The 15,131-nt window shown below is 63.0% G+C and carries 11 protein-coding genes; 4 read left to right on the plus strand and 7 right to left on the minus strand.

Annotation, left to right across the window (positions count from 1 at the left end; translation table 11 throughout):
- Nucleotides 1–3: 3 nt before the first annotated feature.
- Both RB548_RS19415 and recF read right to left on the minus strand, forming a co-directional pair.
- On the minus strand, nucleotides 4–768 hold the full coding sequence (locus RB548_RS19415) for a molybdopterin-synthase adenylyltransferase MoeB (protein ID WP_331372826.1): 765 nt from the start codon (nucleotides 766–768) through the stop codon (nucleotides 4–6).
- A gap of 79 nt (nucleotides 769–847) precedes the next feature.
- Nucleotides 848–1,972, minus strand: coding sequence for a DNA replication/repair protein RecF (gene recF / locus RB548_RS19420; RefSeq protein WP_331372827.1), 1,125 nt, complete (start codon nucleotides 1,970–1,972; stop codon nucleotides 848–850).
- A gap of 256 nt (nucleotides 1,973–2,228) precedes the next feature.
- On the opposite strand from recF, the gene RB548_RS19425 reads away from it, so the two are divergent.
- Nucleotides 2,229–2,873, plus strand: a complete 645-nt coding sequence (locus RB548_RS19425) for a DUF47 domain-containing protein (protein WP_331372828.1) — start codon at nucleotides 2,229–2,231, stop codon at nucleotides 2,871–2,873.
- Nucleotides 2,873–3,877: an inorganic phosphate transporter gene (locus RB548_RS19430; RefSeq protein ID WP_331372829.1), complete on the plus strand. Its 1,005-nt coding sequence runs from the start codon at nucleotides 2,873–2,875 to the stop codon at nucleotides 3,875–3,877. The genes RB548_RS19425 and RB548_RS19430 overlap by 1 nt, the downstream gene beginning before the upstream one ends.
- Nucleotides 3,878–4,115: 238 nt before the next feature.
- Here the strand turns inward: RB548_RS19430 and dnaJ are convergent, their stop codons facing one another.
- The 3 genes from dnaJ to RB548_RS19445 all read right to left on the minus strand — a co-directional run bounded on the left by dnaJ (nucleotide 4,116) and on the right by RB548_RS19445 (nucleotide 9,937).
- Nucleotides 4,116–5,258 (minus strand): molecular chaperone DnaJ, encoded by a 1,143-nt coding sequence (gene dnaJ, locus RB548_RS19435; protein ID WP_331372830.1) that lies wholly within the window; start codon nucleotides 5,256–5,258, stop codon nucleotides 4,116–4,118.
- A 262-nt stretch (nucleotides 5,259–5,520) separates the two neighbouring features.
- Nucleotides 5,521–7,443 carry a molecular chaperone DnaK gene (gene dnaK / locus RB548_RS19440; RefSeq protein WP_331372831.1) on the minus strand — a complete coding sequence of 641 codons (1,923 nt, stop codon included), beginning with the start codon at nucleotides 7,441–7,443 and terminating at the stop codon, nucleotides 5,521–5,523.
- 262 nt (nucleotides 7,444–7,705) lie between these two features.
- Complete coding sequence (locus RB548_RS19445) at nucleotides 7,706–9,937, minus strand: transglycosylase domain-containing protein (protein WP_331372832.1); 2,232 nt, start codon at nucleotides 9,935–9,937, stop codon at nucleotides 7,706–7,708.
- Nucleotides 9,938–10,689: 752 nt separating this feature from the next.
- Between RB548_RS19445 and RB548_RS19450 the strand changes: the two genes are divergently transcribed.
- Nucleotides 10,690–11,580 carry a DMT family transporter gene (locus tag RB548_RS19450; RefSeq protein ID WP_331372833.1) on the plus strand — a complete coding sequence of 297 codons (891 nt, stop codon included), beginning with the start codon at nucleotides 10,690–10,692 and terminating at the stop codon, nucleotides 11,578–11,580.
- Nucleotides 11,581–11,686: 106 nt separating this feature from the next.
- Nucleotides 11,687–12,178, plus strand: a complete 492-nt coding sequence (locus RB548_RS19455) for a hypothetical protein (RefSeq protein WP_331372834.1) — start codon at nucleotides 11,687–11,689, stop codon at nucleotides 12,176–12,178.
- Nucleotides 12,179–12,230: 52 nt separating this feature from the next.
- Here the strand turns inward: RB548_RS19455 and RB548_RS19460 are convergent, their stop codons facing one another.
- Together RB548_RS19460 and RB548_RS19465 are read right to left on the minus strand one after the other, a co-directional pair.
- The gene (locus tag RB548_RS19460; RefSeq protein ID WP_331372835.1) at nucleotides 12,231–13,181 is read right to left on the minus strand and encodes a lysylphosphatidylglycerol synthase transmembrane domain-containing protein; all 951 of its coding nucleotides are present in this window, start codon (nucleotides 13,179–13,181) and stop codon (nucleotides 12,231–12,233) included.
- A 423-nt stretch (nucleotides 13,182–13,604) separates the two neighbouring features.
- Complete coding sequence (locus tag RB548_RS19465; RefSeq protein ID WP_331372836.1) at nucleotides 13,605–14,996, minus strand: M20/M25/M40 family metallo-hydrolase; 1,392 nt, start codon at nucleotides 14,994–14,996, stop codon at nucleotides 13,605–13,607.
- Nucleotides 14,997–15,131 lie beyond the last annotated feature (135 nt).

The raw sequence follows: 15,131 nt of genomic DNA on the forward strand, positions 1-15,131 counted from the left end.
CCCTCAAGCCGCGCCACGCCGATACCGGATCGTGCTGAACTGCGCCGCGAGCGCATCGTAGAGCAACAGCCGGCCGACGAGCGGCTCGCCGATCCCGGTGATGAGTTTGATCGCCTCCATCGCCTGCAGCGTGCCGATGACGCCGGTCAAGGCGCCCAGCACGCCGGCCTCGGCGCAGGAGGGAACCACGCCCGGCGGGGGAGGGGCGGGAAAGAGGTCGCGATAAGACGGGTTTGGATGGCCCTCGGCGTCGGTTTCGTAGGGTTTCAGCACGGTGACGGACCCGTCGAAGCGGCCGACGGCCCCGGTGACCAGCGGAACTTGCACCGCGTCGGCCGTGTCTGCCGCCAGATAACGCGTGTCGAAATTGTCCGAACCATCGATGACGAGGTGGTAGTGGCGAAAGATCTCCTCGGCGTTTCCGGCCTCGAGCCGCGTGTGATGCATCGTGGCCGTCACGTGGGGATTGAGCGCATTGATCGCCAGCACGGCGCTTTCGACCTTGGGCCGGCCGATATCCGCGGTTGCGTGAATGACCTGCCGCTGCAGGTTCGACAGCGACACGACATCGTCGTCGATGACGCCGAGCGTTCCGACGCCGGCAGCGGCAAGGTACTGCAGCACGGGCGCGCCGAGGCCGCCCGCGCCGATGACGAGCACGCGCGCCGCCTTTAGCTTCTGCTGCCCCGCACCACCCACCTCCGGCAAGACGATGTGGCGCGCGTAACGGGCGATTTCCGCGGTGTCGAGCTTTGCGTCGATCGTCATTCGGAGCCCCTTTCGACAGACCATGATGGTTTTGATGGAAGATCGCTGGCGCGCCCTCGCATCCATTCCAAAGTGAATCTCACCCGGAAACATGCCCGTTGGCAACGGTGAGAAAGCGGCCGCGTTCGCCAAGCGCCGCAAACATGGTCCGATCGGTTCCGGTCATGAAGGCCTGACCGCCAAGGCGGTCGACAAGGTCGAAGAGCGCCGCCCGCCGCCCTTCGTCGAGATGGGCAGCGATTTCGTCGAGCAGCAACACCGGCGCATGGCCTGTCATGTCGCCGACAAGCCGAGCATGGGCGAGCACAAGGCCGACCAGCAGCGCCTTCTGCTCACCGGTCGAGCATCGTTCGGCTTCCATGTTCTTTTCGCGGTGGCGAATGAGGAGATCGCTGCGATGCGGACCATCCAGCGTGCGGCCGGCCGCGGCGTCGCGGCCGCGGCCTTCCAGCAGCATCGCCAGGTACCGCTCTTCGAGATCGTAGGCCGGCAGGCCGTGGAGATCGTCGAGAAAGCCCGAGAGCGCCAGCGTCGCGGAAGGAAATGTGCCCTCGGTTTGGCTTCGCTCGACAAGCGCTGTCAAGAGGCCCAGCATTTCGAGGCGCGCCAGCGCCATGGACACTCCGAGCCCGGCCATTTCGCGCTCGATCGCCGAAAGCCAGGCGGGGTCCGGCCGAAACTCCGTCAGCAACCGGTTGCGGCTTCGCATCGCGCGTTCGAACTCACTGGCGCGCCGCCCGTGCCCGGGGTCGAGCGAGAGCACCAGGCGGTCGAGAAACCGCCTGCGATCGGTGGACGGGCCGGTGAAGAGACCATCCATCGCCGGCGTCAGCCAGAGCACGCGCAGATGGTCGGTCAACTCGTCCACGGTCTTCGCGGGCGTACCGTTGAGCCGCAGGCGGCGCGCTTGGCCATCCTCGGTGCCGGCGGTGCCCGTGCCGATTTCCACAGGCCCTTCCATGCCATCGACTGCTGCAAAGACCGAGAATCCGTCGGTCGCTCCAACCCGCGCAACGTCGGCATAGGCCGCACGGCGCAGGCCACGGCCGGGCGAGAGAAACGAAACCGCTTCCATAAGGTTCGTCTTGCCCGCGCCATTCTCGCCGGTCAGCACGACATGGCGCGCGTCAAGGTCGAGCGCCAGCGTCGCGTAGTTGCGAAAGTCAGTCAGTTTCAGGCGGTTGAGGAAGACCTTGTGCGGCATCTCGGGTCCGGATTCGACGTTTCTGTCAGGTAGGCCGAAAGCGAGGCCAAGGCAAGGCGAAAGGGCATCTGCCCCCACCCGCCAGCCGCGCCCCGCGCGCGAAGAGGGCAAGCGGCAAAAGGCGGCGTCCACCCGCATCGCTGTTCCTCGGGCGCGAAATCGCCGGGGAAGCTTCGGTTTTTGTCCACTTGAGAGCTTTCCCTGGGCGAGTCGGTGCAATATGACAGTTTTGTGACAATCGACAGATGGATCTGCAATGCTTGGCCTGTTTCGCAAGCTTCTTCCCCGCGAGGATCGATTCTTTGATCTCTTTGCACAACACTCGCGCACAGTCATGGGAGCGGCGGAAGCGCTGAATGCCTTGCTTGCCGGGGGACCGGACATCGATCGCCATTGCGATCGCATCATCGCGCTCGAGCACGAGGCCGACGAGATCACCCGCGAAGTCCTGCTCGCGGTGCGCCGGAGCTTCATCACACCCTTCGACCGTGGTGACATCAAGGATCTCATCCAGTCGATGGATGACGCGATCGACATGATGCACAAGACGGTGAAAACGATCCGGCTCTACGAGCAGAAAAGCTTCGATCCCGGCATGCAGGAAATGGGTGCCGCGGTGGTGCAGGCGGCCCATCTCGTTGCCGAGGCCATACCCCTGCTCAACCGGATCGGTGCGAATGCCCAGCGCCTCAGCACCATTGCCGAGGAGGTGACCCGCGTCGAGGGTCGTTCCGACGAGCTGCACGACCAGGGGCTCAAGGACCTGTTCCAGCGCCATGGCGCCACCAATCCCATGGCTTACATCATCGGCAGCGAAATCTACGGCGAGCTGGAGAAAGTCGTCGATCGCTTCGAGGATGTGGCGAACGAAATCAGCGGCATCGTGATCGAGAACGTCTGATGGATGTGACGCTCGCTTTCCCGCTGCTCGTGGGGCTCATCGCCGTCGCCCTGTTCTTCGATTTCCTCAACGGATTGCACGACGCGGCCAACTCGATCGCGACCATTGTCTCGACCCGCGTCTTGAGGCCGCAGTATGCGGTCCTGTGGGCGGCCTTCTTCAACTTCATCGCCTTCCTGTTCTTCGGGCTGCACGTGGCTGAGACGCTCGGGACCGGCATCATCGACCCGGGTATCGTCACGCCGCAGGTGATCTTTGCGGCGTTGACGGGTGCGATCGTCTGGAACATCGTCACCTGGCTGTTCGGGATTCCTTCGAGTTCCTCCCATGCGCTCGTCGGCGGCCTGGTTGGCGCGGGCCTCGCCAGGACCGGCTTCAGCGCGATCGTCTGGCACGGTCTCCTGAAGACGGCCGGGGCGATCGTCATGTCGCCTGCCATCGGCTTTTTTCTGGCGCTATTCCTCGTGCTGATCGTGTCCTGGCTCTTTGTTCGCCAGACGCCGTTTGCGGTCGACAGTACGTTCCGGGTTCTGCAGTTCGTTTCCGCCTCGTTCTATTCGCTTGGGCACGGCGGCAACGACGCACAGAAGACCATGGGCATTATCGCCGTGCTGCTCTTTTCCCAAGGCTATCTCGGGTCGGAATTCTACGTGCCCTTCTGGGTGGTGATCACCTGCCAGGCGGCGATCGCGCTTGGCACGCTGTTCGGCGGCTGGAGGATCGTCCACACCATGGGATCGAAGATCACCAAACTCAACCCGATGCAGGGTTTCTGCGCCGAAACGGGCGGCGCCATCACCCTGTTCGGTGCCACCTGGCTCGGCATTCCGGTCTCGACCACCCACACGATCACCGGTGCCATCGTCGGCGTCGGATCGGCACGGCGCGTCTCGGCCGTGCGCTGGGGGCTGGCCGGCAACATCGTTATTGCCTGGGTGATCACCATGCCGGCGGCTGCCGTGATCGCCGCCCTTTCCTACTTCGCTGCCGGCTTGTTTGGCTGATCGATTCTGGTGCATGTCTTTGTCCTTAAATCGACCTCGATTTAAGGACAAAGACATGCAGCAATTCAAAGTGCTACAGCGACCTGTGCGCATCCGATAAGACGCACGGGGCTGTAGGGATAGCGCCGGTTCAAAAGAGTTGGGGCGTTTCACTGTTTCAACGAAACGGTGAAGCGCCCCAAGAGTCTTTCGGTCGTGGACGGCGGTGCCTTGAAATTCCGCCGCTTTCGAACCGGTATCAGTCGCTGAGCGTGTCGAAGAAATCCTTCATCCGGGCGAAGAAGCCCGTCGACTCCGGATTGTTCTCCTTGGACGAGATCTGCTCGAACTCCTGCAGCAGCTCGCGCTGACGCTTGGTCAGCTTCTGCGGCGTCTCGATCTGGATCTGGATGTAGAGATCGCCGCTCTGGGTGGAGCGCAGCACCGGCATGCCCTTGCCCTTGAGGCGGAACTGCTTGCCGGCCTGCGTGCCCTCCGGCACGGTGACGCGGGACTTGGTACCGTCGAGCGTCGCCACGTCGAATTTGCCGCCGAGCGCCGCCGTCGTCATCGAGATCGGCACGCTGCAATAGAGGTCGGCACCGTCGCGCTGGTAGAATTCGTGCGGTTTGACGGAGAGGAAAATGTAGAGGTCGCCCGCCGGACCGCCGCGAAGGCCTGCCTCGCCTTCGCCGGAGAGGCGAATGCGCGTCCCGTCCTCGATGCCGGCCGGAATGTTGACCGAAAGCGTACGCTCCTCCATGACCCGGCCCTGGCCGTGGCATTTGATGCAGGGATCGGTGATCGTCTGGCCGCGGCCGCCGCAGGTCGGGCAGGTGCGCTCGATCGAGAAGAAGCCCTGCGCCGCGCGCACGCGGCCGGAGCCCTGACAGGTCGCGCAGGTCTTCGGGCTCGTGCCGGGCTTGGCGCCGCTGCCGCTGCAGACGTCGCAGGTGATCGATGTCGGCACGCGGATCTGCGCCGTCTTGCCGGAATAGGCCTCTTCGAGCGTGATTTCCATGTTGTAGCGAAGATCGGCGCCGCGCTCGCGTCCGCCTGAGGAGCGCCGCTGGCGCCCGCCGCCCATCATCTCGCCGAAGATGTCCTCGAAGATGTCGGAGAATCCGCCGGCGCCACCGCCCGCAAAGCCGTTGCCGAAGCCGCCGCCTATGCCGCCCTGCTCGAATGCAGCGTGACCGTAGCGGTCGTAGGCCGCGCGCTTCTGCGGGTCCTTCAGCGTCTCATAGGCTTCGTTGATCTCTTTGAAAGATTTTTCCGCTTCCGCGTCGCCCGGGTTCTTGTCCGGATGATATTTCATCGCCAGTTTGCGGAAGGCGCTTTTCAGCTCCTTCTCATCCGCACCTCTTGCAACGCCGAGCGTTTCGTAAAGATCACGTTTCATGCTTCAAAGATTGTCCCATTGACAAGGCGTGCCAGCGCGGGGATCGGCGGCTGCCTGATTATCTTGCCACAGGATTTAGTAAACCTTGAAGCGCGATACCATAGCCAACTCGGGGTACAGGCGGTTTTTTGTCGAAAAATGGCGCTCGCGCGGCCTGTTGCGCCGTCACCGGCATCCGATCGTCCGCGCCAAGGTGGCCGTGCGGGCATGAAAAAGCCCGGGATCGCTCCCGGGCTCCTTTGATGCAACGATCGAAAGAGGCTTATGCGGACCGCTTGCGGCCGTCTTCGTCCTTGACCTCTTCGAAGTCGGCGTCGACGACGTCATCGTCGCGGGCCGCATCCGCTGCGGCATCCGCATGGGCGGCTTCGGCCTGCTGTGCCTCATAGATCGCCTGACCGAGCTTCATGGAAACTTCCATGAGCGTATTGGTCTTGGCCTTGATGTCCTCTGCGTCCGGCTCGGAAGCTTCGGTCGCGGCCTTCAGGGCTGCGATCGCGTCGCTGATCGCCTTGCGGTCGGTTTCCGAAACCTTGTCGCCATATTCCTTCAGCGACTTCTCCGAAGAGTGGATCAGGCTTTCCGCCTGGTTCCGGGCCTCGACCGTTTCGCGGCGCTTCTTGTCGGCCTCGGCATTGGCTTCGGCGTCCTTGACCATCTTCTCGATGTCGGCATCGGAGAGACCACCGGATGCCTGGATGCGGATCTGGTGCTCCTTGCCGGTGCCCTTGTCCTTCGCGGAAACCTGCACGATGCCGTTGGCGTCGATGTCGAAGGTGACTTCGATCTGCGGTACGCCGCGCGGTGCCGGCGGGATGCCCACGAGGTCGAACTGGCCGAGCAGCTTGTTGTCGGCGGCCATTTCACGCTCGCCCTGCGAAACGCGGATCGTCACGGCGGACTGGTTGTCGTCAGCCGTCGAAAAAGTCTGCGACTTCTTGGTCGGGATCGTCGTGTTGCGCTCGATCAGGCGGGTGAAGACGCCGCCGAGCGTTTCGATGCCGAGCGACAGCGGGGTCACGTCGAGCAGCAGAACGTCCTTGACGTCGCCCTGGAGAACGCCGGCCTGGATGGCGGCACCCATGGCGACCACCTCATCCGGGTTGACGCCCTTGTGCGGCTCCTTGCCGAAGAGCTGCTTGACGGTTTCCTGGACCTTGGGCATGCGGGTCATGCCACCGACGAGAACGACTTCGTCGATCTCCGCCGCCGAAACACCGGCATCCTTCAGCGCCGCCTTGCAGGGCGCGATGGTCTTCTGGACGAGATCGTCGACCAGGCTCTCGAACTTGGCGCGCGACAGCTTCATCGTCAGGTGCTTCGGACCGGATGCATCGGCCGTGATGAACGGCAGGTTGATTTCGGTCTGCTGCGAGGACGACAGCTCGATCTTCGCCTTTTCAGCAGCTTCCTTGAGGCGCTGCAGCGCGAGCTTGTCGTTCTTGAGGTCGATGCCCTGTTCCTTCTTGAACTCGCCGGCGAGGTATTCGACGAGACGCATGTCGAAGTCTTCACCGCCGAGGAAGGTGTCGCCATTGGTCGACTTCACCTCGAAGACGCCATCGCCGATTTCCAGAACAGAGATATCGAAGGTGCCACCGCCAAGGTCGTAGACGGCGATCGTCTTGCCTTCCTTCTTGTCAAGACCGTAGGCGAGCGCGGCAGCGGTCGGCTCGTTGATGATGCGCAGCACTTCGAGGCCGGCGATCTTGCCGGCATCCTTGGTGGCCTGGCGCTGGGCGTCGTTGAAGTAGGCCGGAACGGTGATGACGGCCTTTTCGACCTTCTCACCGAGATAGGACTCGGCGGTTTCCTTCATCTTCTGAAGGATCATGGCCGAGATCTGCGACGGCGAGTAACCCTTGCCGTGCGCTTCGACCCAGGCGTCACCATTGTCGGCCTTGGTGATCTTGTAGGGGACCATCCCCTTGTCCTTCTGGGTGGTCGGATCCTGGAAGGTACGGCCGATCAGGCGCTTGATCGCAAAAAGAGTGTTTTCCGGATTGGTGACGGCCTGGCGCTTGGCCGGCTGGCCGACGAGACGTTCGCCGTCGTCGGTGAATGCCACCATCGAGGGGGTCGTGCGCGCGCCCTCAGCGTTTTCGATCACCTTCGCGTCCTTGCCGTCCATGACGGCGACGCAGGAGTTGGTCGTTCCCAGGTCAATACCAATAACTTTAGCCATGTCGTTCTCTCCTTGCAGCGGACTGTCGGAACCCGGTCAGGCATTCGTGGGACAGCCCCTAACGGGATGGTCGTTGGATTTCATTGCAGCCGAGGCTGCGTCGATGCGGCGTATATAAGGACCGGCGTTTCGGACTGCAAGGCATTCTGCGGGGGGATCAGGGGCAAAAGCAAGCGCTCTTGATGCCGGGATGAAGCGATATCGGCACGGCACCCTGGCGCCGTCAGCGATTCCTGTCGAAAGAAGTAGCCAGCGCGGCGGCTCAACCACCGGTCAACAGCTCGAAAAGCGTCGTCCGGCGGGTCGCGCCGGTCGTCTCGCCGACACCCGCGGGCGGGATCGGCCCGGCACTCTCGTCGTTGGCGGGCCGCACCTGCTCGATGGCGGCGGTACCGTCGACGCTTGCCGGCGGTTCGGGAAACTGATCGGGATTGGCGGTTGCGAAACCGTCCGGGAGACCACCGGAACCGGCGACCGCGCCGCCCTGGTCGAAGACAGGCTGCACGCCGGTCGTCCCGAACAGCGGCGATGGCGACAGGCCCTCGTGGGCGGCGGTCATGAACTCGTGCCAGGCCTTGGCGGGCAGCCCGCCACCGGTGACCTTCTTCATCGACTTGCCGTCGTCATTGCCGAACCAGACGCCGGTCGTCAGGTTCGACGTGTAGCCGACGAAAAGCGCGTCGCGGAAGGATTGCGTCGTGCCGGTCTTGCCGGCCGCCTCCCAACCCTTGATGCGGGCATTCTTGCCGGTGCCGTTGGTCAGCACGCGCACCATCATCTGGTTCATCTCGCTGACGATCGCCGGGTCGAGCACGCGCGGTGGGTTGTCGTAGGTGTTTTCGTAGAGCACCGTGCCGTCGGCGGTGGAGATACGGCGGATGACGTGCGGGGTCGCCTTGAAGCCGCCATTCATAAAGGGTGCGTAGGAGGAGGTGAGTTCGACAAGGCTCACTTCCGACGTCCCGAGCGCAATCGAGGCGTTCGCCTGCATCTCCGAATCGATCCCGAGCCGATGCGCGAGCTTGACCACGTTCTGCGGACCGACCTCCATGACGAGCTCAGCCGCGATCGTGTTCAGCGAATTGGCAAGCGCATCGGCGAGCGTGACCTCGCCGCGGTATTTCTGGTCGTAGTTTTCCGGCGTCCAGTTGCCGATCCTGACCGGCGCGTCGTTTCGGACCGACATGGGCGTGCGGCCGATCTCGAGCGCGGCCGCATAGACGAAGGGCTTGAAGGCGGACCCCGGTTGCCGCTTGGCTTTGGAGGCGCGGTCGAACTGGCTTTCGGCATAGTCGCGGCCTCCGACCAATGCCCTGATGGCGCCGGTTCCGTCGATCGACACGAGGGCGGCTTGCGAGGCGTTGAGCTTCCCGCCCTCCGCTTCGAGTGTCGCGGAAATGGCCTCCTCGGCCTTCTTCTCGAGCGCCAGATCGATCGTCGTGTCGATCACCAGGTCCTGGCTGATTTCACCGATCATGTCGGGAAGCTGGTCCATGACCATGTCGGCGACATAGTGCTCGGCGCCCGACCAGAAGCTCTTGGCCTTGGTCGGGGTCTGCGACATGGCCGTCTTGATCTCGGCGTCGGTGATGAAGCCTTCCTCGCGCATGGCGCCGAGCACCACCTGCGCGCGCTCCTCGGCGGCTTCAGGGTCGCGCGCCGGCGAAAGGCGAGAAGGCGCCTTGAGCAACCCGGCGAGAACGGCCGCCTCGCCGAGATTGACGTCGCGCGCCGATTTGTTGAAGTAGCGCCGCGATGCCGCCTCGACGCCATAGGCGTTGGAACCGAAGAACACGCGATTGAGATACATCGCGAGAATCTGGTCCTTGGAGTATTTCTGCTCGAGCCAGAAGGCGAGCAGCACCTCTTGCACCTTGCGCTCCAGCGTGCGCTCGGGCGAGAGGAACAGGTTCTTGGCGAGTTGCTGCGTCAATGTCGAGCCGCCCTGAACCATGCGGCCGGTCGTCAGATTGGTCAGCATGGCGCGGGCAAGCCCGAGCGGATCGACGCCGAAATGCGAATAGAACCGCCGATCCTCGATGGCGATCACCGCTTGCGGGATATATGGCGACATATTTTCGAGCGACAGCGCCTCGCCGCCTGTCGCGCCGCGATTGGCGATGATGTCGCCGCTGACCGAAAGGATCTTCACGTTCGGCGGCCGGTCGGGGATCGACCAGCTGGTCGCGCTTGGCATCCGCGCGCCGTAATAGAGCACCAGGCCGCCGACGCCGATCGCACCCCATATGCCAAGCACGACGCACCAGTAGGCAAGCCTGCGGACAAGGCCGAAAAAGCTGCCGCCGCCGCTGGAGCCGCGTCGGCCACCGCGCTTGCCGCCTGTCTTTTTCTTGCCGGCTCCGGACTTGCCGCGGGTGGGCCGTCGGGCGCCTCCGCTCACGCGATCGCTCGCCTCGACCCGCCAATCACCGTCATCGCTGTCGCCCGCGAAGGAAGGTTCGATCCGTTGTCCTGATTTGCCGCGTGCTGCCATGCCGGAAGGATGCGTCCCCTTGAAGTCCGACCTTCATCGCTCGAAAGCGATTCCCGGCGGCGCAATTCCTGTCGTGCGCTCGAGCTCACCCAGGTGCACGTGCCGATGCGGTGGACTCTAATTGCGGCAATTTAAGGGGGAGTTAAGAGCTGCCTCGTGAAAAAGATAGAGTGTTCAAAAACTTGCGCCCGACCGGCTGCCCGGCGCTTTCCCCCCGTCGGGGGCTGGCGCGCTCTTCCGCCCGTCTTTGCGCTTGCGCCTGCGGCCCTATCGCGAGGCGAGGAGTGACCGCCGCAATTGAGACTACTGCACCTTGGGAAGGGGCAAAGGCCATTTCGCCGCATCAGGCGAGTTTGGTCACGGAAATGTAGAGACGGGTACAGGCAGCGTGCCGCATTGCACTCAGCGCAATGCTGCAATGCAACATTGTCCCTATTAAATCAGGGGGAATGACTTATTCTCTCTCTTGTCGAAGCGCTGTACCTCCTCCCACAGCGCCAGACGCCGATCGGTCCACTCCTCCTCCCAGGACCGATCTAGTTCAGAGACCCCGAGCCACCTCCTCCCGGCTCGGGGTCTTTTTGTCTCAGCTGACTGCGGCCGAAAAAACCGTGGCTCCAGGCCCGGCGCTACTGCACGTTTCCTTAAATCGTAACCGATTTAAGGATAAAAACATGCAGCAATTCAAAGTGCTACAGCGTCCTTTGCGCGTCTGATAAGACGCGCGGCGCTGTAGGAATATCAGGCTCCTCATGAAATCCAGGGCAAACGGCTACGTCTTCGCGCTTCTTGCGATTGTCATCTTCGCGATCCAGGACGGCATCTCCAAACATCTTGGCGCCATCTATCCGCCGGTCTTCGTGTCGATGATCCGCTATTGGGCCTTTGCCGCCTTTGCCACGGTGTTGGCGGCGCGGGCGCCGGGCGGGCTCAAGGCGACGATCGTAACGAAGAAGCCGGCGCTGCAGCTGCTGCGCGGCGTGCTGCTGCCGGCGCAGATCGTGGTCGTCATCACCGCCTTCACGATCGTCGGCCTGGCGCATTCGCAGGCGATCCTGGCGGCCACGCCGCTCTTCGTTGCGCTCCTGTCCATGCCGCTCCTTGGCGAGCGGGTCGGCTGGCGGCGCTGGGCGGCGATTTCGGCGGGTCTCGTCGGCGTGCTCCTGATCCTGAAGCCTGAGCAGGGGACCTTCGACACGAGCTTTCTACTGCCGCTGTCGGCAGCAGTGATGTTTTCCATCTACATTATCGCAACGCGCCTGGTCAGCCGTGGCGGCGATTCGGCGATGACCAGCTTCTTCTACACCGGCAGCGTCGGCGCAGTTGCAATCAGCCTGGTCGGACCGTTCTTCTGGACTGCGCTGTCGCCGACCGATTGGGGCTGGATGCTGCTGCTCTGCATCACCGGAACCTCCAGCCACTATTTCCTGATCCGCGCCTATGACATGCTCGATGCCGTCGCCGTCCAGCCGCTCACCTACCTGCAACTCGTCTTCGCTTCGATCATGGGCGTCACCATCTTCGGCGAGACGTTGACGGCAAACATGGTTCTAGGCTCCATCCTCGTGGTCGCGGCCGGCATTTTCACGGTCTGGCGTGAGCATGTCGTGGCGAGGCGCAAGGCCGGACTGCCGCCGAAGTGATCTCGCATCGGCTTCCGCACTCGACCATCGCGGGCAGCGAAACCTGTCTTGCCTTCTGGCTGCCACTTGCCGGGTCTTGAATAGGCGTCCGGTCAAGGAGAAGGCGATGAAGGTTTGTTTGACGGCAGCGGTTGCATTTGCGGCCGTTGCGCTGGTGAAGGCCGAAGCCCCGGCCGAGGAGACGCTCCCCTACTTCGACGATCGCTCCGACGGCGCTGCGCTCGTGCGTTCGCTCTACAATGCCATCAACCGCAAGGAATATGCTCGCGCCTATGGCTATTTCGCCGAGACGCAGCCGGTCGGCGGTTTCGCGGATTTCTCGCGCGGCTATGCGAATACAGTTTCGGTCGAGGTCAGGATTGGAAAGGTGACGACCGAGGGCGCAGCCGGCAGCGTCTATGCCGCCATTCCCGTTGCCGTGAAATCCATCGAGCAGCCTCAAAAAATTCGCTTGTTTGCCGGCTGCTACGTCGCCCGCATCATCAGTCCGACGCTGCAGGCGCCGCCCTTCACGCCCTATCAGATCGAGGCCGCCCGGCTCAAGGAGGTAGAAGGGCCGATCGAGCAGGCGATACCCGCCGTTTGCGAGGTGCCCTGACGGGCGCGCTACAGCACGCAAGGTCGATCACAGAAGAAGAAATTGCGGTTGGCTACGGAATGCCGCTGTCTCGCTGCGCCAGGAAGCGCGAGCGCTCGTAGATCAGGATGACGATGAGCGCCATGACGAACGGCACGACGAGATAGAGCAGCCGGAAGATCGCGAGTGCGGCGAGTACGTCAGCTGGATCCATCTCCGGCAGCGCCGCAATGAAAACGAGCTCGAGCACACCGAGGCCGCCGGGCGCGTGCGACAGGAGTGCTGCCGAGAAGGACGCGACGAAGATGCCGAGAATGACGATGTAGCCGGGATTACCGACCTCAGGCAGGGCGAAATAGATGATGCCGGCCGCGCCGAGGAGTTCGACGGGAGCAATCACCAGCTGCCTGAGGACGATCCACGGCCTTGGATAGTGCAACTGGAACCAGCGCGTGCGAACCGGCCGAAGGCCGATCAGGCTGCCGAGCACGTAAAGACCGATGAGTGCGAGGATGATGACACCGGTGGTCAGTGACATCTCGATCGGCAGGAATTCGGCAAAGCGCTCGATGATGTCGGGCTTCACCAATAGAACGATTGCGGACAATGTCAGCGTGCCGAGCGTGAAGGTGAAGGAGCAGAAGGCGACGAGGACGCCGACCTCGCCGGCGGTCAGACCTTTCGACCGGTAGGCGCGGTAGCGCACCACGGCCCCTGAAAACACCGACGCGCCGAGATTGTGCGAGAGCGCATAGGTCGTGAACGAGCAGACCGTGATGAACCAGATGGAGATGCCGTGGTGGCCGAGATGGTCGAGCGCGAGCTTGTCATAGGCGGCAAGCGCCGCATAGGCGAGGAGGGTCGCTCCGATGGCAAGCAGCCAGCTTCCGAGCGAGGTCGCCTGGAAACTGGCGATGAAGTCATCGACCGAAAGGCCTCGCAGTTCGTGGTAGAGCGCATTCACCGAGAACAGGATCGCCGCTAGCCCGACGGCGGGCCAAAGATAGGCTTTCAACCTTGTCATGCCGGCGCCAGGGTGTTCCCGGGGGCGAGATTGGCAGGGGACCTTGGAGGACGGCGAAGAATGCCATCCCGTTTTCGCATTCCAAAGGGACCGCGCCCGGAACGCGATGTCTCGGTCCTCGACCTAGCCAACAGCCCATTTCCCCATTCTGATCTTTTGTGAAAAGGGAAGCATCCCGCAGCCACGAGGTCAAGCAGCGATGACCGGATATCCGGACACTCATCCGCGATGACGCGAATAGGCGCCGAGGCCTTCGCGGACTTGAACGGCGCGGCCACAGCAAAACCGTGGCGGAAGGTCCACCACGGTTCGCGACCGCATGTTTGCTTAATTCGTACCCGGTTCAAGGATAAACATGCAGCATTTGAGAGTGCTACAGCGCCCTTTGCGCGCCTGATCAGACGCGTGGCGCTGTAGAGATCATCAGGCGGCCAGCGCGTCGAGGATACGAATCCACGAGCGAATACCTTTGTGGAAGGACATAAGCTCGTATTTCTCGTTCGGTGAATGAATGCGGTCGTCGGAAAGGCCGAAGCCGACGAGCAGCGATTCGATGCCGAGCATTCTCTGGAAATCGCCGACGATCGGGATCGAGCCGCCCATGCCGATGACGACTGCCGGTTTCGGCCATTCGTCGGAAAGCGCCATCTTCGCCGTGTTCAGCAAAGGCGAATCATAGGGCAGGTGGATCGCCGGAGAGCCGCCATGGGGATGGAATTCCACCGAGCAGTCCGCCGGCACCTTCGACCGTGCATAGGCGCGGAAGGCCTCGCGGATCTTGGCCGGATCCTGATGGCCGACGAGGCGGAACGACACTTTCGCCGATGCCTGCGCCGCGATCACCGTCTTGAAGCCTTCGCCCGTGTAGCCGCCGGTGATGCCGTTGACCTCGGCCGTTGGGCGCGCCCAGGTCAATTCGAGCACGGAGCGTCCCTTCTCGCCGGAGGGAATCGAGAGACCGATCTGACCGAGGAACTTCTCGGCCGTCTGACCGAGCGTGTCCCAGGCCGCCTTGATCTGGGCGGGGGTCTCCTCGACGCCATCGTAGAAGTTTTCGAGCGTGACGCGACCCGTGTCATCGTGCAGGCCGGCAAGGATGTCGGTCAGGATGTGGATGGGGTTCGCCGCCGCGCCGCCGAAATAGCCCGAATGCAGATCGCGATCCGCCGCCGTGATGACGATCTCCTCGCCGACAAGGCCGCGCAGGCCCGCGGAAATCGCCGGCGTCTCGCTGTCCCACATGCTCGTATCGCAGACGAGCGCATAGTCGGCCTTGAGTTCGGCGGCATTGGCCTGGAGGAAGGGCTTCAGCGACGGCGAGCCCGACTCTTCCTCACCCTCGAAGAGAATGGTGATCCGGCAGGGAAGGGCGTCATGGATCTCCTTGTAGGCGCGCACCGCTTCGAGGAAGGTCATCAGCTGGCCCTTGTCGTCGGACGTGCCGCGGCCGCTGATGACCTTGCGCCCTGGCTCGATCTCCTTGATCGCCGGTTCGAAGGGAGGAGCGTCCCAGAGGTTCAGCGGGTCGACAGGCTGCACGTCGTAGTGGCCGTAGAACAGCACGTGGGGAGCATTCGCCGTTGCGCCGACGTGGTGGGCGACGACCATCGGATGGCCGGGTGTCTCGCGCACCGAGGCGGTGAAGCCGAGCGCGTTCAGTTCCGTTACGAGCCACTCGGCCGCCTTGCGGCACTCTGCTTTGAAGGCCGGGTCCGTGGAAATGGACTTGATGCGGACGAGGTCGAAAAGCCGGTCGAGACTGTTCGGAAGATTGGCGTCGGCGCGCTCCAGAACAGGGGTGATGTCTGCCATCATGCGAATCCTTATGTGCGTTTCGCGCGGAACCTAGCCCATAACCCCGCAAATCGAAATCGGTTTCAGAGAAGGATTTTGGGCAGACCACGGTATTGCCGCGTCCATCTGGCTTTGAATGTCGACCGCTTTGAATGG

The sequence above is a fragment of the Sinorhizobium chiapasense genome, from assembly GCF_036488675.1.
GTDB classification, from domain to species: Bacteria; Pseudomonadota; Alphaproteobacteria; order Rhizobiales; family Rhizobiaceae; genus Sinorhizobium; species Sinorhizobium chiapasense.